General features: G+C 71.3%; 17 protein-coding genes. 6 read left to right on the forward strand and 11 right to left on the reverse strand.

The window, feature by feature from the left end:
* The first annotated feature begins 66 nt into the window (after window positions 1–66).
* A complete protein-coding gene (locus IEJ02_RS16730) occupies window positions 67–1,116 on the forward strand; it encodes an NAD(P)-dependent alcohol dehydrogenase (RefSeq protein WP_191065622.1) in 1,050 nt (349 codons plus the stop codon).
* A 126-nt stretch (window positions 1,117–1,242) separates the two neighbouring features.
* Here IEJ02_RS16730 and IEJ02_RS16735 read toward each other — a convergent pair whose 3' ends face one another.
* From IEJ02_RS16735 to hppD, 3 genes are all read right to left on the reverse strand, one after another.
* Window positions 1,243–2,610: an FAD-binding oxidoreductase gene (locus tag IEJ02_RS16735; RefSeq protein ID WP_191065623.1), complete on the reverse strand. Its 1,368-nt coding sequence runs from the start codon at window positions 2,608–2,610 to the stop codon at window positions 1,243–1,245.
* A gap of 94 nt (window positions 2,611–2,704) precedes the next feature.
* The gene (locus IEJ02_RS16740) at window positions 2,705–3,700 is read right to left on the reverse strand and encodes a phage baseplate protein (protein WP_223863956.1); all 996 of its coding nucleotides are present in this window, start codon (window positions 3,698–3,700) and stop codon (window positions 2,705–2,707) included.
* A gap of 313 nt (window positions 3,701–4,013) precedes the next feature.
* The gene (gene hppD / locus IEJ02_RS16745) at window positions 4,014–5,162 is read right to left on the reverse strand and encodes a 4-hydroxyphenylpyruvate dioxygenase (RefSeq protein WP_191065625.1); all 1,149 of its coding nucleotides are present in this window, start codon (window positions 5,160–5,162) and stop codon (window positions 4,014–4,016) included.
* A gap of 160 nt (window positions 5,163–5,322) precedes the next feature.
* On the opposite strand from hppD, the gene IEJ02_RS16750 reads away from it, so the two are divergent.
* From IEJ02_RS16750 to IEJ02_RS16765, 4 genes are all read left to right on the forward strand, one after another.
* Window positions 5,323–5,790 (forward strand): Lrp/AsnC family transcriptional regulator, encoded by a 468-nt coding sequence (locus IEJ02_RS16750; protein WP_137978173.1) that lies wholly within the window; start codon window positions 5,323–5,325, stop codon window positions 5,788–5,790.
* 68 nt (window positions 5,791–5,858) lie between these two features.
* The gene (locus tag IEJ02_RS16755; RefSeq protein ID WP_191065626.1) at window positions 5,859–6,455 is read left to right on the forward strand and encodes an ArsR/SmtB family transcription factor; all 597 of its coding nucleotides are present in this window, start codon (window positions 5,859–5,861) and stop codon (window positions 6,453–6,455) included.
* 23 nt (window positions 6,456–6,478) lie between these two features.
* Complete coding sequence (locus IEJ02_RS16760; protein ID WP_191065627.1) at window positions 6,479–6,688, forward strand: hypothetical protein; 210 nt, start codon at window positions 6,479–6,481, stop codon at window positions 6,686–6,688.
* A gap of 1 nt (window position 6,689) precedes the next feature.
* A complete protein-coding gene (locus IEJ02_RS16765; protein WP_191065628.1) occupies window positions 6,690–8,048 on the forward strand; it encodes an MFS transporter in 1,359 nt (452 codons plus the stop codon).
* Here the strand turns inward: IEJ02_RS16765 and IEJ02_RS16770 are convergent.
* The 3 genes from IEJ02_RS16770 to IEJ02_RS16780 all read right to left on the reverse strand — a co-directional run bounded on the left by IEJ02_RS16770 (window position 7,987) and on the right by IEJ02_RS16780 (window position 11,126).
* Window positions 7,987–8,772 carry a S16 family serine protease gene (locus IEJ02_RS16770; RefSeq protein ID WP_191065629.1) on the reverse strand — a complete coding sequence of 262 codons (786 nt, stop codon included), beginning with the start codon at window positions 8,770–8,772 and terminating at the stop codon, window positions 7,987–7,989. The genes IEJ02_RS16765 and IEJ02_RS16770 overlap by 62 nt on opposite strands.
* A gap of 76 nt (window positions 8,773–8,848) precedes the next feature.
* Complete coding sequence (locus tag IEJ02_RS16775) at window positions 8,849–9,490, reverse strand: IclR family transcriptional regulator (protein ID WP_044574552.1); 642 nt, start codon at window positions 9,488–9,490, stop codon at window positions 8,849–8,851.
* Window positions 9,491–10,526: 1,036 nt separating this feature from the next.
* Window positions 10,527–11,126: a TetR/AcrR family transcriptional regulator gene (locus IEJ02_RS16780; protein WP_191065630.1), complete on the reverse strand. Its 600-nt coding sequence runs from the start codon at window positions 11,124–11,126 to the stop codon at window positions 10,527–10,529.
* Between the two features lie 25 nt (window positions 11,127–11,151).
* On the opposite strand from IEJ02_RS16780, the gene IEJ02_RS16785 reads away from it, so the two are divergent.
* A complete protein-coding gene (locus IEJ02_RS16785) occupies window positions 11,152–12,633 on the forward strand; it encodes a flavin monoamine oxidase family protein (RefSeq protein WP_191065631.1) in 1,482 nt (493 codons plus the stop codon).
* A 335-nt stretch (window positions 12,634–12,968) separates the two neighbouring features.
* Here IEJ02_RS16785 and IEJ02_RS16790 read toward each other — a convergent pair whose 3' ends face one another.
* The 5 genes from IEJ02_RS16790 to IEJ02_RS16810 all read right to left on the reverse strand — a co-directional run bounded on the left by IEJ02_RS16790 (window position 12,969) and on the right by IEJ02_RS16810 (window position 18,313).
* The gene (locus IEJ02_RS16790) at window positions 12,969–14,765 is read right to left on the reverse strand and encodes a DEAD/DEAH box helicase (protein WP_191065632.1); all 1,797 of its coding nucleotides are present in this window, start codon (window positions 14,763–14,765) and stop codon (window positions 12,969–12,971) included.
* A 111-nt stretch (window positions 14,766–14,876) separates the two neighbouring features.
* Window positions 14,877–15,251 carry a type II toxin-antitoxin system death-on-curing family toxin gene (locus tag IEJ02_RS16795; protein WP_191065633.1) on the reverse strand — a complete coding sequence of 125 codons (375 nt, stop codon included), beginning with the start codon at window positions 15,249–15,251 and terminating at the stop codon, window positions 14,877–14,879.
* Window positions 15,251–15,448 (reverse strand): Arc family DNA-binding protein, encoded by a 198-nt coding sequence (locus IEJ02_RS16800; RefSeq protein ID WP_191065634.1) that lies wholly within the window; start codon window positions 15,446–15,448, stop codon window positions 15,251–15,253. The genes IEJ02_RS16795 and IEJ02_RS16800 overlap by 1 nt, the downstream gene beginning before the upstream one ends.
* A gap of 32 nt (window positions 15,449–15,480) precedes the next feature.
* Window positions 15,481–17,025: an MFS transporter gene (locus IEJ02_RS16805; RefSeq protein WP_191065635.1), complete on the reverse strand. Its 1,545-nt coding sequence runs from the start codon at window positions 17,023–17,025 to the stop codon at window positions 15,481–15,483.
* Between the two features lie 172 nt (window positions 17,026–17,197).
* On the reverse strand, window positions 17,198–18,313 hold the full coding sequence (locus IEJ02_RS16810; RefSeq protein WP_317985819.1) for a YeiH family protein: 1,116 nt from the start codon (window positions 18,311–18,313) through the stop codon (window positions 17,198–17,200).
* Window positions 18,314–18,378: the final 65 nt, after the last annotated feature.

The following is an 18,378-nucleotide window of genomic DNA, read 5'->3' on the forward strand; positions in this document are numbered from 1 at the left end:
CCTCCGTACTTCCCCCTTCCCTTCACCCATCCCCTTTTTCCTAGTTCGTCACAGGGAGACACAGTTATGACCACCAGCGTCACCGCCTACGCGGCCCCCGCCCCGAAGGCCCCGCTGGAAAGGACCACCATCGAGCGCCGCGCCCTGCGCGAGCACGACGTGCTGATCGAGATCGCCTACGCCGGTATCTGCCACTCCGACATCCACCAGGCCCGCGAGGAGTGGGGCACCGCCCTCTTCCCGATGGTGCCCGGCCATGAGATCGCCGGTGTGGTCGCCGAGGTCGGCCCCGCCGTCACCAAGTACGCCGTGGGCGACCGGGTCGGCGTGGGCTGCTTCGTCGACTCCTGCCGCGAGTGCGAGAACTGCCTCGCCGGTGAGGAGCACTTCTGCCTCAAGGGCGAGGTGCAGACGTACAACGGCAAGGAGTACGACGGCGCCCCCACCTACGGCGGCTACAGCACCCACATCGTGGTGGACGAGAACTACGTGCTGCGCATCCCCGAGGGGATCTCGCTGGACGTGGCCGCCCCGCTGCTGTGCGCCGGGATCACCCTCTACTCCCCGCTGGCCCACTGGAACGCCGGTCCCGGCAAGAAGGTCGCCATCGTGGGCCTCGGCGGGCTCGGCCACATGGGCGTGAAGATCGCCCACGCCATGGGCGCCGAGGTGACCGTGCTGAGCCAGACGCTCCGCAAGAAGGACGACGGGCTGCGGCTGGGCGCCGACCACTTCTACGCCACCAGCGACGAGGCGACCTTCACCGAGCTGGCCGGAACCTTCGACCTGATCGTCAACACGACCTCGGCGAACCTCCCGCTGGACGGCTATCTGTCGCTGCTGAAGCTGGACGGCACGCTGGTGCACGTGGGCGCGCCGGAGAACCCCAGCGCGTTCAGCCAGTTCTCGCTGATCATGGGCCGCAAGTCGATGGCCGGGTCGAAGATCGGCAGCATCCGGGAGACGCAGGAGATGCTGGACTTCTGCGCCGAGCACGGGCTCGGCGCCGAGATCGAGCTGATCAACGGCGACCAGATCAACGAGGCCTACGACCGCGTGGTGAGCAGCGATGTGCGGTACCGCTTCGTGATCGACATCGCCTCGCTCAAGGCGTGATCAGCCGCCAAGGCCTGATCCGGTGCTGAGGCTGATCAGCCGCTGAGACCGAGGCCGTCCGGACCCCCCCCGGGTCCGGGCGGCCTCAGAACGGTCCGGGCGGCCTCGGAAACAGTCCGGGCGGCCTCAGAACAGCTTGCCGGGGTTGAGCAGGCCCAGCGGATCGAAGACCTGCTTGATACCGCGCTGCATCTCCACCCCCACCGGGCCCAGTTCCCGCGCCAGCCACTCCCGCTTGAGGACGCCGACGCCGTGCTCCCCGGTGATGGTGCCGCCGAGCTCCAGGCCCAGCGCCATGATGGCGTCGAAGGACTCCCGGGCGCGGCGGGACTCGTCGGGGTCGGCGGGGTCGAAGCACACCGTGGGATGGGTGTTGCCGTCCCCGGCGTGGGCGACGACGCCGATGGTCAGGCCGTACTTCGTGGCGATGGCGGCGGTGCCGTCGATCATCTCGGCGAGCCGGGAGCGGGGCACACAGACGTCGTCGATCATGGTGACGCCCTTGACCGCCTCCAGCGCCGGAAGCGTCATCCGGCGGGCCTGGAGCAGCATGTCGGACTCGGCGGCGTCCTCGGCCGGGACCACCTCCGTGGCACCGGCCGCCGTGCACAGCTCGGCCACGGCGGCGAGGTCGGGGGCCGGGTCCGGGGTGTCGAAGGCCGCCATCAGCAGGGCCTCGGTGGACTCCGGGAGGCCCATGTTCCCCATCGCGTTGACCGCGCGGACGCTCGTACGGTCCATCAGCTCCAGCAGCGAGGGGGCGTGGCCGCGCTCCATGATCCGGCAGATGGCGTCGCAGGCGGCCGCGGTGGAGGGGAACTCGGCGGCGAGCACGAGCTGTTCGAGCGGGGCGGGCTTGAGGGCGAGGACCGCGCGCACGACGATCCCGAGGCTCCCCTCGGAGCCGACGAAGAGCCGGGTCAGGTCGTAGCCCGCGACGCCCTTGGCGGTGCGGCGGCCGGTCTTCAGCAGCCGGCCGTCGGCGAGGACCACATCGAGCCCGAGGACGTATTCGGCGGTGACGCCGTACTTCACGCAGCACAGCCCGCCGGACGCGGTGCCGATGTTGCCGCCGATCGTGCACTGCTCCCAGCTGGAGGGGTCCGGCGGATAGGAGAGGCCCTGCTCCATGACCGCGCGGGACAGGGTCGCGTTGATCACGCCCGGTTCGACGACCGCGATGCGGTCCACCGGGTTGATCTCCAGGATCCGATCCATCTTGACCAGGGACAGCACGACGCAGCCGTCGGACGCGTTGGCCGCGCCCGACAGGCCGGTGCGCGCGCCCTGGGGCACGATCGGGACGCGCAGCGCGGTGGCGGTGCGGCACACGTGCTGTACCTGCTCGACCGTGCGCGGGAGGACGACCACGGCGGGCGCGCCCGCCTCGCAGAAGCTCGCCATGTCGTTGGCGTAGGCCCCGGTCACATCGGGGTCGGTGAGCACCGCCTCCGCGGGGAGGCCCTCCCGCAGCAGCTCGATGAGGTCCGTCATATCTCCAGACTCGCACCCGGGGAGCGCCCGGGGAAGATCGCTGCAGCGGACGGATGACCGCGAGGAGGGCCCCTCGGAGGGGTGCCGTGTTCCGCTACTGCGCCTTGTAGTAGACGCTGACCTTACGGTCCCCGGCGGCGCCCGAGGCGAAGCCCATGCACAGCCGGCGCGGGCTGGACAGCTGGACGGCCATCCCCTCGGGCTCGCGGTAGCTCAGCGAGTAGGCGGCCTCGGTACGGGCGCGCTGGACGAGCTCGCCGGTGCGCAGATCGACGCAGGAGACGTAGGTGTTGCCGTGGCCGGAGGGCGGGTTGGCGCCGTCCTCGCCGGTGTAGGCGGTGCCGGTCAGCTGGTACACGTAGTCGCCGAGGACCGTGAAGCCCTGGAAGACCTCGTCGTCCTCGACGCCGGTCTGGGGTATGTCGTCGTACACGGCCGTGTAGTCGCCCGCGCTGACCCCGGACAGGCTCATCAGCCGGTAGCGGACCTCGCCACCGAGGCGGTAGCGCAGCAGCAGCCGGCGGTTGAGCATGTCGACGGCGGGCTGGTTGCTGGTGGAGCCCGCCACCGGGCGGTGCTTGACCAGCGAGGACGAACCGGACGACAGCACCGTGCCATCGGCGAACTTGAAGCGGCTGATGGCGCGGCCGTAGCCGGAGTCGGGGTTGGCGTCCGACTCGGTCCACAGATAGGCCGTGGAGCCGACCGGCTCGCAGCCCATGGCGACGCCGTGCCCGAACCCCTTGAGGTACATCGAGCCCAGCTCGGCACCGTCCAGGGACAGCTTGGTGACGCACAGGTCGCCGTGGGCGGCGCGGTCGGCGCCGGAGACGGGGGCGGACTCCCCGCTGAGCCGGATCCCGCCCTCCATCAGCTGGATCGTGTAGACGTGCCCACCCACGTCGTCGAACGCGAAGGACTGCAGCACGGTGGAGTTGTGCGGGGTCTTCTCGCGGATCAGCTGGGTGGAGGGCACCGACAGGTCGAACCGGCCGCCCGCCACGGTGGCGGCCCCCGCGCGGGCGGCGAAGGCGCCGAGCGCGCCGGCCGCGGCGACTCCCCCACCGAGGGCGAACCTACGCCTGGTCAAACGGCCCGCAGCGTACTTTTCCGTGTGCATTGATACTCAACAACTCCCATGTGATCACGCCGTGTTGGAGTGAACAGATCGCCGTGAGTGTAGACGCTGGGAAAGCGCTCCCATTCAGGTGTTCGCTTTTTCTGGCACCAGCGGCGCAAGGGCACGGGAGTGTGGGCGCATGTGCAGGGAATTGGGCGGGTGTGGGCGCGGCCGTGCGGGGGCGGGCGTCGGCCGTGCGGGGGTCGGCCGTGCGGGGCGGGTCCGCAGGTCCCGGGCCGCCCCGCGTGGCGGTCAGAGGTTGCCGCGCTCGGCCTGGTGGCGATCAGAGGTTGCCGCGCTTGGCCTGCTCGCGTTCGATCGCCTCGAACAGCGCCTTGAAGTTGCCCTTGCCGAAGCCCATCGAGCCGTGCCGCTCGATCAGCTCGAAGAAGACGGTCGGCCGGTCCTGGACCGGCTTGGTGAAGATCTGGAGCAGATAGCCGTCCTCGTCGCGGTCGGCGAGGATCTTCAGGTCACGGAGGGTCTCCAGCGGGACGCGGGTGTCGCCGACCCACTCCCCCAGGGTGTCGTAATACGAGTCCGGGGTGTCCAGGAAGCTCACCCCGGCCGCGCGCATCGCCCGCACGGTGCCGACGATGTCGTTGGTGGCGAGGGCGATGTGCTGGACGCCGGGACCGCCGTAGAACTCCAGATACTCGTCGATCTGGGACTTCTTCTTGCCGACCGCGGGCTCATTGAGCGGGAACTTCACCTTGCGGGTGCCGTCCGCCACGACCTTCGACATCAGCGCGGAGTACTCGGTGGCGATGTCGTCGCCCACGAACTCCTTCATGTTGGTGAAGCCCATGACGTCGTTGTAGAAGCGGACCCACTCGTCCATCCGGCCGAGCTCCACATTGCCCACGCAGTGGTCGATGGCCTGGAAGTTCCGGCGCGCCGGCGGGGCGACGATCGGCTCGGCCTCGGCGTAGCCGGGCAGGTACGGGCCGAAGTAGCCGGTGCGCTCGACGAGGGTGTGGCGGGTGTCGCCGTAGGTGCGGATCGAGGCCATGACCACCGTGCCGTGCTCGTCCTTGAGCTCGTGCGGCTCCTCGATCCCGGTGGCGCCGTGTTCGAGGGCGTACGCGTACGCGGCGCGCGCGTCCGGCACCTCGACCGCGAGGTCGATCACACCGTCGCCGTGCTCGGCGACATGCTCGGACAGGAAGCGGCCCCAGGCGCTCACCGGCTTGATGACGGAGGTGAACACGAAGCGGGCGCTGCCCGAGACGAGGACGTAACTGGCCGTCTCCCGGCTGCCGTTCTCCGGACCGGAGTAGGCGACGAGCTTCATGCCGAAGGCGGTGGCGTAGTAGTGCGCGGCCTGCTTGGCGTTCCCGACGGCGAAGACGACCGCGTCCATCCCCTTCACGGGGAACGGGTCGGCGTGCCGTGCGTCCCCCTGCTGCAGCATCTCTGTCGTCTCAGTCATACTTCGAAGCGTCCCTCGGGGGCTCAAGGTGCGCAACACTTCGCGAAATCGCTGGTCAGTGTGTATAGCCACGGGTGGATGAGGCAGCGCATCCTGTACAGAGTGACTACCGTCACAGAGAACGCCTCGAGAGAAGGCCCGGGACCTGGAGGGGGACCGCATGGGAATCGACGGGCTCGACGCCCGCTTGATCGAGCTGCTCGCCGAGGAGCCGCGGATCGGGGTGCTGGAGGCGTCGCGCCGCCTCGGCGTCGCCCGCGGCACGGCGCAGGCGCGGCTGGACCGGCTGCGGGCGCAGGGGGTGATCCGGGGCTTCGGCCCCGATGTGGACCCGGCGGCGCTCGGCTATCCGGTCACCGCCTTCGCGACGCTGGAGATCAAGCAGGGGCAGGGGCCGGACGTACGGGCCCATCTGGCGACCGTTCCCGAGGTGCTGGAGCTGCACACCACGACGGGCCACGGGGACATGCTGTGCCGGCTGGTGGCCCGCTCCAACGCCGATCTCCAGCGGGTGATCGACCTGGTGGTGGGGTTCGAGGGGATCGTCCGGGCCTCGACGACGATCGTGATGGAGAACCCGGTGCCGCTGCGGGTCATTCCGTTGGTGCGGCAGGCGGCGCGGGACTGAAGCGGATCCAAAGACTCAGTTGCAAAGAAAGTGTTGCAAGCACATCTTTGCATGCTTAGGCTCCGCATATGGCAGAGAACGAACAGCCTGCGCCCGACGATGTCCGGGTGCTCGACCCCCGCTCCCTGCGCGGGCTCGCGCATCCGCTGCGGATACGTCTGCTGGGGGCACTGCGCGAGTACGGACCGGCCACCGCGTCCCAACTGGCCGACAGATTGGGCGAGTCCAGCGGCGCTACGAGCTACCATCTGCGTCAGCTGGCCGCCCATGGCTTCGTCGAGGACGACCCGGAGCGGGGCAAGGGGCGGGAGCGGTGGTGGAAGGCGGTGCACAGAGGTACGCGCTGGAACGCCGACAAGTTCCTGGCCCACCCCGACCCGGCCGTACGAGGAGCGATGAACACCGCGCTCCACGAGGTGGCCACCCAGCACACCCAGGAGATGTCCACCTTTCTGGGCTCCCTGCACGGTTGGTCGGGGGAATGGCGGGCGGCCTCGGACCTCAGTGACTTCTACATGCGCCTCACCCCTGAACTCGCCCGCGAAATGCGCGACAAGGTGCACGAACTGATCGAGAGCTACCGCGAGAAGGAGGTGGACCGCGACACCGAGGGCTCCGCCCCGTACCGCGTCCATCTGCACGCCTTCCCGCGCGACGAGGACTGACCGATCCCTGGGGGGAACCACACATGTACGGCGACGACATCCATCTGTGGCTGCACCACATACGCGCCGAGCGGCTGCGTGACGAGGCCCGGGAGGCGTCCCGCCCCCGCCCCCGCCCCGCCCGCGCCCGGGCGCTGCGTGCCCGGGTCGGCTGGACGCTGGTGGAGGTCGGGCTGCGGCTGGCCACGCCGCGGCTGCCGCAATCCGGTCTGACCGCCCGGTTCGACCACTGACATGGGCTTACACAAAACAGCGGGCCGAGGCGGCGGCCGAAGACCACTCCTTCTCGTCCTCGCCGCCAACACCGTCTCCATAGCGGGCAATTCCCTCACCCTGATCGCCGTCCCGTGGTTCGTCCTGCAGACCACGGGCAGCGCCGCCAAGGCCGGGTTGGTGTCCTTCTGCGCGACCCTGCCGGTGGTCGTCTCCGCCGTCATCGGCGGGCCGGTCATCGACCGGATCGGCCGCCGCCGGGTCTCCATCGCCTCCGACTCGCTGTGCGGGGTGGCCGTCGCCACGATTCCGGTGCTGCACTTCGCCGGGCTGCTGCGGTTCTGGCAGCTGTGCGCGCTGATGGCGTTCTGCGGACTGCTCCACGCGCCGGGCGAGACCGCCCGCCAGGTGCTCGTCCCCGCGCTGGCCGAACGGGCGGGCACCACCCTCAGCCGCGCGGCCAGCTTCTACGACGGGGCCTCGCGCGGGGCCCGGATGCTGGGCGCCGCGCTCGGCGGGCTGCTGATCGCGCTGCTCGGCCCGCCGTCGGTACTGCTGCTGGACGCGGCCACGTTCGCGGCGTCCGCGCTGCTGATCATGGCGGGGCTGCGCGGACTGCCCGCCGCCGCGCCGCGCACGCCCGTGGTGCCGGTGTCCGCCCGCGCCTACCGCGCGGAGCTGGGCGAGGGGTACCGCTTCCTGCTGCGCCACCGGCTGCTGCTGGCCATCGTGCTGATGGTCATGGTCACCAACGGTCTCGACCAGGGTCTGTCCTCCGTACTGCTGCCGGTCCACGCCGAGCGCCACCTGGGCGGGTCCGTGCAACTGGGGCTGCTCACGGCGCTGTTCGGCGGCGGGGCGCTGGTGGGGGCGCTGCTGTACGGGGCGGTGGGCGACCGCTTTCCGCGCCGGACCGTCTTCGCGGTGAGCTTCCTGGTGTGCGGGCTGCCGCGGTTCCTGATCGCCGCGTTCGTGCCCGGGGTGTCCCCGCTCGCCGTGACGATGGGGATCAGCGGGGTCGCGGCGGGGATGCTCAACCCGATCCTGACCACGGTGACGTACGAGGCCGTCCCCGACGAGCTGCGCAGCCGGGTCTCGGGGGCGCTCACCGCGGGGGTGTGGGTGGTGATGCCGCTCGGCGGGCTCGCGGCCGGGTGCCTGGTGGAGGGGGTGGGGCTGACCGCCGCCTTCCTGGTGACGGGCGGTGTCTACTTCCTGGCCACGCTCAGCCCGCTGGTCTTCCCGGCCTGGCGCGGTATGGACGAGGGGACGGCGGCGGACAAGGGGGCCGCAGCGGACGAGAGCGTGGCGGCGCCGCTCAGCAGTGCGGGACCGCGCCGCCCGACCGCAGCGCCCGCAGAGCCGTCACCGCACCCTTGAGGGTGGTGACGGGGATCAGCCGCAGCCCCTTGGGCAGTTCGGCCGTGGCGTCGGCGCATTCGGCCTTGGGCACGAGGAAGACCGTGGCGCCGTCCCGCTTGGCGGCCTGCGTCTTGAGCGGGACCCCGCCCACGGCCCCGACCTTGCCCTTGGCGTCGATGGTGCCGGTGCCCGCGATCGTCCGGCCGCCGGTGAGATCGCCGCCGCGGCCGTCGCCGTCCAGCTTGTCGACGATGCCGAGGGAGAAGAGCAGCCCGGCGCTCGGACCGCCGACGTCGGCCAGGCGCAGGGTGACCTTGACGTCGCGCGGGGAGCGGTGGAGATAGCCGAGCGCGGCGCTGGTGGCCGAGGACTGGGACGCCCGCATCTCGTCGGCGTTGTGCCGCTCGATCTCCTTGGTGGTGCCGCCGACGTAGACCGAGTCATGCGGCATGACGGCGCGGTCGGTGGCGAACCAGCCGCTGACCACGTCCTTCAGCCGCACGGTGGCGTCCGGGCCGGTCGCCAGGATCGTCGTCATCCGCAGCTGCCCGGCGGTCTTGCGGGTCCCGGTCCCCGAGACGCTGATCACCTGCTTGCCGTGGTCGGAGCCCAGGACGTTCACGGTCGAACCGGGCTGGGCCACGGTGAACGGCAGCGGCGCGAACGCGGCCACCGCGAGCAGGGCGAGCACGGGCGCGGAGCAGAGCGCGAGGATGCGGGCGCGGGGGGAGACGGCAGGCATGGTGCGAATCTAGTTGACCACCGGGACGGATGAGGCGCCACCCCGCCCCCGGGCGCCACGCGCCCGCGGCGCGCCCTCACCTCAGGGCGTCCGAGACCTCTCGGGCCGCGTCGACCACCCGGGGGCCGACGCGCTCCGGGACCGAGTCGCAGAGCATCACGACCCCGACGCTGCCCTCTATCCCCGTCACCCCGATGAGCGGGGCGGCCGCGCCGCTCGCGCCCGCTTCCAGTTCGCCGTGGGTGAGGGCGTACCCGGGGTCGTCGGGGCGGCCGGCGCGGGCGGCGAGGATCGCGCGCCCGGCGGCGCCCCGGTCGAGCGGATGCCGGAATCCGGCCCGGTAGGCCACGTGGTAGTCGGTCCAGGTCGGCTCGACGACCGCGACGGCGAGTGCCTCGGTGCCGTCGACCAGGGTGAGGTGGGCGGTCGCGCCGACGTCCTCGGCGAGGGAGCGCAGCGCGGGCAGCGCCGCCTCCCGTACGAGCGGATGCACCTGGCGGCCGAGCTGGAGCACCCCGAGCCCGACGCGCGCCCGCCCGCCGATGTCCCGGCGGACCAGGGAGTGCTGCTCGAGGGTGGCCAGCAGCCGGTAGACCACGGTGCGGTTGACGCCGAGCTTGTTGGACAGCTCGGTCACGGTCAGCCCGTGGTCGGTGTCGGCGAGCAGTTTGAGGACGCGCAGTCCCCGGTCGAGCGTCTGAGAGGTCTCCGCGGTCACGACGCCCCCTCCTCGGTGATGAGTGGCGGCTCTTCGTGCGGTGCCCCGCCGGTCCCGACGACGGCGCGCGAAGAGGCCGCCGGTCGCGGTGGTCACGCACCGGCTGCGCTCCGCGGCGGCGCTGCCACGGGGCGTGTGCGTGCCCGAACGCTAGCGAGCCGGTCCGCTTTGCGGAAGGGTTTGTCCAGAATCCGAGCGGAGCTGCCGAAGCGTGCGCCAGGAGAGCGCCCCAAACCGTCCCGGTTTGCTCGGTTTCATGAGGGGGGCCTGCGACCGGTTCATGAAATTTTTCGAAAGGGGGTTGCAGGGGACGGGACGCCTGCGGCGGGCTGCCCCCCTCCCCGCCCCTTCCCCCAACTGGGGCCCCGCCCCAGCCCCCGAGCCCAGTTGGGCGAGGCCCGATGCCGCAGGAAGGAGCAGGGCGGCGGGCCCCCGCCGCCCTGGCGCGCCAGCGCGCCAAGGGGTGTCCGGGCTTCGCCCCCAAACCCCCGGGACCCAGGGGCGGAGCCCCTGCCACGCGGCGGAGCCGCACATCGACGCCGCGAGGAGGGGCGGGGAGGGCGCCGCCCCCCCTGACACGCCAGGAGGTGTCCGGGCTTCGCCCTTGTTCAGTTGACTGCGCCAACTCAGGTTGATCAAGGATGAGTGATCATCCGTGATGGAAGGGTCGGTGTATGCCGGACTTGCGAAGGCGGCTCATGGAAGGCCGAACGCACCTACGGCGTGCCGGGTCCGTTACAGAGGCGGCAGGGAAGTTCCCTCCGTTCGTGGTCCTCGACAGCGCCGATGAGGAGGTCGAGCCGGTCAGTCGGCACCTGCGCGACCTGGCGTTGAGCGACATGAGCCCGCTGACCTGACGCAGCTATGGTTACGATCTGCTGCGCTGGTTCAGGGTGTTGTGGATGGTAGACATCGACTGGGAGCGGGCGACCGGTTCGGAGGTCGATGTCCTAGTTGGGTGGATGAAGACGGCGCCTGGCTGACGCCGGCGCGTCGCCAGGTTGCAGGGCAGCCCGGCAGCCCGGCTGCCGCGCTGTCATCCCTCGGTCGCGAGTCGATGGGCGAGGGATTGTATCGCCGCAGCCTGCTCGGCAGGGAATCCCAAGCGTTGCATGGTCGTGTTGTGCTCGGCCAGGCAGACGATCTGGTAAGCGATGCGCTCTGCCGACGCGGCCGACGTTGCGGGGCGGTCGCGCCGGATGGCCTGGGCGAGCCCGTCGGTCATCTGGGCGTAGGCGTCATGCAGCCGGTTACGGAGGGCGGGGTCGCGCGCGGCCTCGTTGAAAAGCTCGTCGAAGGCGCGATCGAGGTCATCCTCTGATCCCCATTCCCGGCTGAAGAGGTAGCCGATGATCTGCTGCACGCTCGGCTGTTCACCGATCGCGGTCTTGATCAGGCCGGTATAGGTGTCGATGAGGGTCGCGGCGGCCTCGTGCACGAGTTGTGTCCGGTTGCCCATGTAGTGGCGGATGACCGAGCGCTGCACCCCCGAGGCGGCCGCGACGTCGTCCAGGCTCACCGACGCCAACCCCCGTTCGCCGATCAAGGCGAGGAACGCACTCACGATCTGCTGCCGTCGGGTTGCGGCCATGTCGGGACGTCCGCGGCGGCTGTGCACATCAGGCTTGGCTTCCACGAGACATGAGTATATATTAATCATCATGATGATGAACAAATACGAGAGTGGGCAGCTCGGCCGGCGGTCGCTGCTGGCGGCCGCTGTGGCCGCGGCAGGACTGGGACTGGTCGGATGCTCGGCGGGCGAGTCGAAGGCCAGCCCTGGCCAGCGCCTGGCCCTGGACGACGGCACCTCCCAGGTGCCCGCCGCAGCTGCGGGCACGGTCACGAAGGTGGTCGTCATCGGCGCGGGGATCGCCGGTCTGGTCGCCGCCCAGGCTCTTCACCAGGCCGGCGTCGCGGTCACCGTCCTGGAGGCCCGCGACCGGGTCGGCGGGCGGCTGCACACCGTTGACCTGGATGGCGTCCCGGTCGACCTCGGCGCGGCGTGGGTGCACAACGGCGACGGCTCACCGCTGCTGCCGGTCTTCTCCGACCTCGCGACGCCGCTGCTGCCCGCGGCCATCACCCAACTGGTGAGCACGGCGGACGTGCTGAACCGCGCCACCGGCCGGTTCCCCGACCCGGCGCTGAGCGACGAGATGGCCGACCTGATGCACCGGCTCGCCGACGGCCTTCCGCGCCTGGCCCGCCAGCAGGGCAACCGCATCTCCCTGCAGGAGGGAATCGACGGTCTCGCCGACGGCAGCTCCAGGCAGGCGGCGGTCACGGTGGAGGCCCTGCTCAGCCTGTACGACGGCGTCGACACCAACCATCTCGGCTTAGCAAACTTCGTGGGATTCGTGAGCGAAGGCGCCGAGGAACACGACAAGTTCCCCAAGGGCGGGTACAGGCCCCTGGTCCAATCCCTGACCGCCGGACTCGACCTCCGGACAAACACGCCGGTGCAGCAGATCCACCAGCACGCCGACGGCGTGACCGTCGTCCATGACCGCGGCGAACTACAGGCCAGCCACGTCCTGCTCACCGTGCCGCTCGGGGTTCTCAAGAGCGGCACCATCGCCTTCGAGCCCGCCCTGCCTGCCGCCAAGGCCACGGCGATCAGCCGGATGGGCTTCGGATCCTTCGAGAAGGTCGCGCTCAGCTACCCCCGCCCGCTATGGCCGGACGGGAAACCCCACCACATCATCGTCGCTGACCCCGGGCGCGCCTGGCCGCTGATCCTCGACATGTCCGCCTGGTACCAGCGCCCGGTCATGGTTGCCCTGAGCCCGGGTTCACCGGCCGCCAAGGTCGCCGCCCTCCCCGAAAAGGATCGGATCGCTCAGGTCCGGTCGATCATCGACCAAGCCGTCGGCGGTAAGGCCCCCGAACCGACTGCAGCGGTCGCCACCTCCTGGGCCGTCGACCCCTACCTGCGCGGTTGCTACTCCAGCATCGCCCGCGACAGCACCAGCGAAGAGTTCACGGCCGACCTCACCGCGTTGCAGGCACCTCACAGACGCGTCCTGTTCGCCGGCGAGGCCACCCACACCGACTTCGCCATTGTCGACGGAGCCTGGCTCAGCGGTCTGCGAGAAGCCAAACGACTCCTGCAACAGCCCCGCCTGACGCTGAGGCTCTGAGGAACACCCGCACCGCGTCCAACTCCACCAGCCCACTGGCGCGTCCGGCCCAGTCAGCGCCGCCCACAACCGCCACCCCAGCACGGCCGATCTGACCGGCCGTGCCGGCCCCCGCCGCAGGGCCAGGACCTCGTCGAGCAGGGCCAGGCGGGCCGGGTCGTCGGCGGCGTCGCGGGCCTGGGCCACCAGTGCCTCGAACCGGTGCACGTCGATCAGCATCGGATCGGCCCGCCGAGAACGGTTGGGGCATTCCCCGTCGCCCCTTGCTCGGGGCAGTGAAGGACCCCGGGGTCCAGGGCGGGGAGGGGAAAGATCCGCGCCTCAGCGCTTGCGCGTCACCGCATCCGCGTAGCCCACTCCCGGACCTTCTTGATCCGCTCGCGGATCTGCCCCGCCGTCGCCTCCGCGCTCGGCGGGCCCCCGCACACCCGGCGCAACTCGGTGTGGATCACGCCGTGCGGCTTTCCGCTCTGGTGGACGTACGCCCCGACCAGCGAGTTGAGCTCCTTGCGCAGCTCCAGCAGCTCCTTGTGGGTGACCACCGGCCGCCGCTCCGCCGGAAGCTCCAGCAGGTCCGCCTCCGCGTCCGGCTTCTTGCGGCTGTGCGCGATCTGCTTGGCCTGCCGCTTCTGGAGCAGCATCTGCACCTGGTCGGGTTCGAGGAGCCCCGGGATGCCCAGGTAGTCCTGCTCCTCGTCGCTGCCCGGATGCGCCTGCATGCCGAACTCGGCGCCGTCGTAGAGCACCCGGTCGAAGACCGCGTCCGACTCCAGTGCCTCGAAGGGCAGTTGGTCCTGTTCGCCGGTGTCCTCGTCCTGCTGCTTCTCGGCCTCCTCGAGGAGCTTCTCCTCCTCCGCGTACGGGTTCTCCTCCTCGCCCTCCTTCTTCGGCTTGTCCAGGACGTGGTCGCGCTCGACCTCCATCTCGTTGGCGAAGCCGAGCAGCATCGGGATGGTGGGGAGGAAGACGGACGCGGTCTCGCCGCGCCGCCGCGACCGTACGAAGCGGCCGACGGCCTGGGCGAAGAAGAGCGGGGTGGAGATGGTGGTCGCGTACACCCCGACCGCCAGCCGGGGCACGTCCACCCCCTCCGACACCATGCGGACCGCGACCATCCAGCGGTCGTCGGAGTGGCTGAAGTCCTCGATCCGCTGGGACGCCGCCGCCTCGTCGGAGAGCACCAGCGTCGCCTTGGTGCCGGTGATCTCGCGGATCAGCTTGGCGTAGGCGCGGGCCGAGTCCTGGTCGGAGGCGATGACGAGCGCCCCCGCGTCCGGGATGGCCTTGCGCACCTCGGACAGCCGCTGGTCGGCGGCGCGCAGCACGTTCGGCATCCAGTCGCCGCGCGGGTCGAGCGCGGTGCGCCACGCCTGGGAGACGGCGTCCTTGGTCATCGGCTCGCCGAGCCGCGCCGCGATCTCGTCGCCCGCCTTGGTGCGCCAGCGCATGTTGCCGCTGTAGGAGAGGAAGATGACGGGGCGCACGACGCCGTCCGCCAGCGCGTTGCCGTAGCCGTAGGTGTAGTCGGCGGAGGAGCGCCGGATGCCGTCGTTGCCCTCCTCGTAGGTGACGAAGGGGATGGGGTTGGTGTCGGACCGGAACGGGGTGCCGGTGAGCGCGAGCCGCCGGGTGGCCGGCTCGAACGCCTCCAGACATGCCTCGCCCCAGGAGCGGGAGTCGCCGGCGTGGTGGATCTCGTCGAGGATCACCAGCGTCTTGCGCTGCTCGATCCGGTTGCGGTGCAGCATGGGCCGGACGCCGACGCCCGCGTAGGTCACGGCGACCCCGTGGTACTCCCGGCCCAGCGGGCCCGCGCTGTACTCCGGGTCCAGCTTGATGCCGACCCGCGCGGCGGCCTCCGCCCACTGCTTCTTCAGGTGCTCGGTCGGCGCGACGACCGTCACCTGCTGGACGACGTGGTGGTGCAGCAGCCAGGAGGCGAGGGTCAGGGCGAAGGTGGTCTTCCCGGCCCCGGGGGTCGCCACCGCGAGGAAGTCCCGCGGCTGCTCCTGGATGTACTTGTCCAACGCGCCCTGCTGCCAGGCGCGCAGCTTGCTCGCGGTACCCCAAGGCGCCCGGCCGGGAAAGGCGGGCGAGAGGTGATGGCTGGTGGAGGCGGCAGTAGTACTCACGGTCTCCGTCGGGCTGGCTCGGCGGGGTCGATCGGGAACCGCGTCAGCCTACCGGTGCCGTCCTTCACGCTCGGGGGTACGTGCGGATCCCACCCGAGGGTGGGATCAGACTCACATTCCGTTGGTGAACCGGGTCAGCCCTTCCGCGATCTTCGGCACGTCCAGCTCGCCCTGGCAGACGCTCAGCACGAAGCGCTCGGCCTCGTCGACGTCGAAGTCCACATGCAGTGGATGCCCGTTGATGTGGAGGAACACCCAGGTCGCGTACCAGGAGAGCCGCTTGTTGCCGTCCACCAGGGCGTGGTTGCGAGCCAGCGACTCCATCAGCGCCGCCGCCTTCTGCCACACGTCCGGATAGGCGTCCTGTCCAAAGACGCTCGCCTGCGGACGGGCGAGCGCGGACTCCAGCAGCCCGTAGTCGCGCACCTCGTCGGCCCCGAGGCGCTCCGCGAGGTTCAGCAACTCGGGCAGGGTGAGGTAGTGCATCAGGCGAGCCTCCGGTTGAGCTCATCACTCACCCGCAACACATGGGCGGCGGCCTCGTTGAACAGCCGGGAGTGCTCGTTGATCGCAGCGATCACCGCGTCGTGGGCGAACGACTGCATGCTCCGGCCCTCCGCCTCCGCACGCGTGCGCAAGGCATCGAGCTCTTCGTCCGTAAAGCGTAGATTCAGTGCTGCCATGAGCTGATGGTACCGCGTGGTACCACGTGGTGCTAATGGTTTTCGGGCCGCAACCGCGTCGTCACCCACGCGCCCACCAGCGCCACCGCCGCCATCGCCACGTAGACCGCCCCGAAGGCGGCGGGCTGGTGGGTGGCCGCCGTGCCGGTGGCGGCGATCTCGCCGCCACCGAAGGTGACGAAGAGGACACCGCTGAGGCCGACCAGCGTGATGTTGCCGAGCGCGTCGGAGACCTGGAGGGAGGCGGAGTTGCTGCCCGCGTCCTCCGGGCGGGAGAGCTTCAGCAGCAGCACGCTCCCGCTGGAGATGGTCAGCCCCATTCCGTAGCCCCCGATCACCCAGGCCGCGGCCACGATCCAGGCGGGGACGGAGTCGACGAGGGCCAGGAGCACCGTGGCGATGGAGGCGGCGATGAGCAGCATGCCGAGGCCCATCAGCCGTTCGCGGTGCGGCTCCAGGCGGGGGCGGCTCTGGGTGTAGGAGCCCAGGGCCCAGGTGAGGCCGCCGCCGGTGAGGGAGAGCCCGGCGGCGGTCGCGGACAGGCCGCGCTGGGTCACCAGCATCAGCGGGACGAAGCTCTCCGCACCCAGGAAGGACCCCGCCGCCACCCCGCGCAGCAGGATCACCGACGGCAGTCCGCGGGCGGCGCGGAAGGTGCCCTTGGGCAGCAGCCGCAGTACGCACGGGACGAGCAGGGCGAGCCCGGCGGCGGCCGGGAGGAGGGAGAGCCAGCTGAGGTCCTGGCCCGCGTACTGGAGCAGCCCGGCGCCCACCGCGACGGCGAGCGCGAGCAGGATGCGGCGGCGGTTCATGCCCGCGGAGCGCTCGCTCGGGGGCAGGGCGCGCAGCGCGGGGAGCATCACCGCGAGCGGCGGCAGCACCAGTACCGGGATGGCGAGGAACACCCAGCGCCAGCCGGCCTGTTCGGTGACGGTCCCGGCGGCGAGCGGGCCGACGATGACCGGCAGCACCCAGGCGGCGGAGAAGGACGCCAGCACGGCGGGCTGGAGCCGCTGCGGATAGGCGCGGCCCACCACCACGTACAACGCGACGATCACCAGCCCGCCGCCTATGCCCTGCACCGCGCGCCCGCCCACGAACATCCACATCCGCTGCGCCGAACCGGCCACCAGCAACCCGGCGGCGAAGGCCGCGATCCCGGTGAACAGCGGCGCCAGCGGGCCCTTGCGGTCGCACCACTCCCCCGACAGCGCCATCGCGAACAGGCTCGCGGTGAAGTAGGCGGAGAAGGCGTACGCGTAGAGCTCGACCCCGTCCAGCGCGCGGGCCGCGACCGGCATCGCGGTGTTGACCGCGCTCGCCTCGAAGGCGATGAGGGAGACGACGGTGACGATGCCGAGGGTGAGGGCGCGGTAACGGCGCCCCAGGACGGTGCCGCCGGTGTCGCCGGTGTCGCCGTCGCCCGCCAGGTCCAGGTCACCGGCTTCCGCCGGACCGCGTTCTCCGGCTTCCGGCTCGGGGTGGGCGGCGGAGGCGGCGGCCGCCTGGGGCGGCAGGGCGCTGTCCGTGACGGCGGCGTCGGCGGCGCCGACATCAAGGGGGTCACGAGGGGTCATGGCGTCAGGGTAAGTGGCGTTCCGGGACGTCACACCTGTCGCGGGACGGAGCCGCGCTCGGCCGCTTGCCCTAGGTACACCCGCTACTGACACCGGCTCCCGGACCGCACCACGGCCAGCGCCCTTCGCCCGCCACCGTCACCACCGTCATACGCGGGGAAGCCCTACGGCCCTACGTGGTGAGCAGCACGCCCCCGTACGACGCGCCCGCGATCACCACCCACGCGCACAGCCCCAGCGCGGCGACCCGGGCGCCGGTGCGGGTGAGGGAGGGCAGGTGGACGGCGCTGCCCAGGCCGAAGAGGGCGGCGGCGAGGAGGAGTTCCTGGGCCGTGGCGGCGGTGTCCAGCACGGTGGTGGACAGGACGTCGGTGCTGCGCAGGGCCGTCATGGCGAGGAAGCCGAGGACGAAGAGCGGCACCAGGGGCGGCCGCCGCCGCTCCTGCGCCTCGCCCTGTGCCGTCTCGCCCTGTGCCGCCTGGCCCTGTGCCGCCTGGCCTTGTGCCGCCTGGCCCGCCGCCTTCTTGGCGCGCCCCCGTGCCCGTACGGACGTCGCGAGCACCGCGACCAGCGGGGCGAGCAGCGCCACCCGCACCAGCTTGACCAGCACCGCGTCGCCCAGCGCCGAGGGCCCCGCGGTCTGCGCGGTGGCCACCACCTGGCCCACGTCGTGCACGCTGGCGCCCACCCACCGGCCGAACGCCTCGTCGCCGAGGCCCAAGGGGTGCTGGAGCAGCGGCAGGACGGCGATGGCGAGCGTGCCGCACAGCGTCACCAGCGCCACGGAGGTGGCCACATCGCGCTCATCGCTGTCCGACACCTCGCTCACCGCGCCGATCGCGGACGCCCCGCAGATGGAGTAGCCGGTCGCGATCAGCAGCGGCTGGTCGCCGCGCAGCCCCATCCGGCGGCCCAGCCACCAGGTGCCGCAGAAGGTCGCCGCGACCACGCCCAGGACCATCGCCACGGTGGCCCAGCCCAGGCCCAGCACATCGTCCAGGCTGAGCTTGAGCCCGAGCAGCACGATGCCCAGGCGCATCAGCCGCTTCCCGGCGAACGAGAGCCCGGCCCGGCAGACGCCCCGGACCAGGCCGCGCGCCCCCGGCAGATGCGCGGCGACGATGCCCAGCACCACGGCGGCGGTCAGCAGGGGGACGGCGGGGAGCAGCCGGTGGACGCCCCAGGCGGCCGCGACCCCGGCCGCGGCGAGCCCGAGCCCGTACGCCGGGGCGGGCGGCCGCCATCCGGCAGCCTGCCGCGCCCGGCCGGGCGCGGCGGTCAGCGTCACTGGCCGTCCGCCGTCGGGAGATGGCCGTCCGCCGTCGAAAGGTGACCGTCCGCCGTCGAAAGGTG

The sequence above is a fragment of the Streptomyces sp. 5-10 genome (assembly GCF_014712245.1).
Taxonomy (GTDB): Bacteria; Actinomycetota; Actinomycetes; order Streptomycetales; family Streptomycetaceae; genus Streptomyces; species Streptomyces violaceusniger.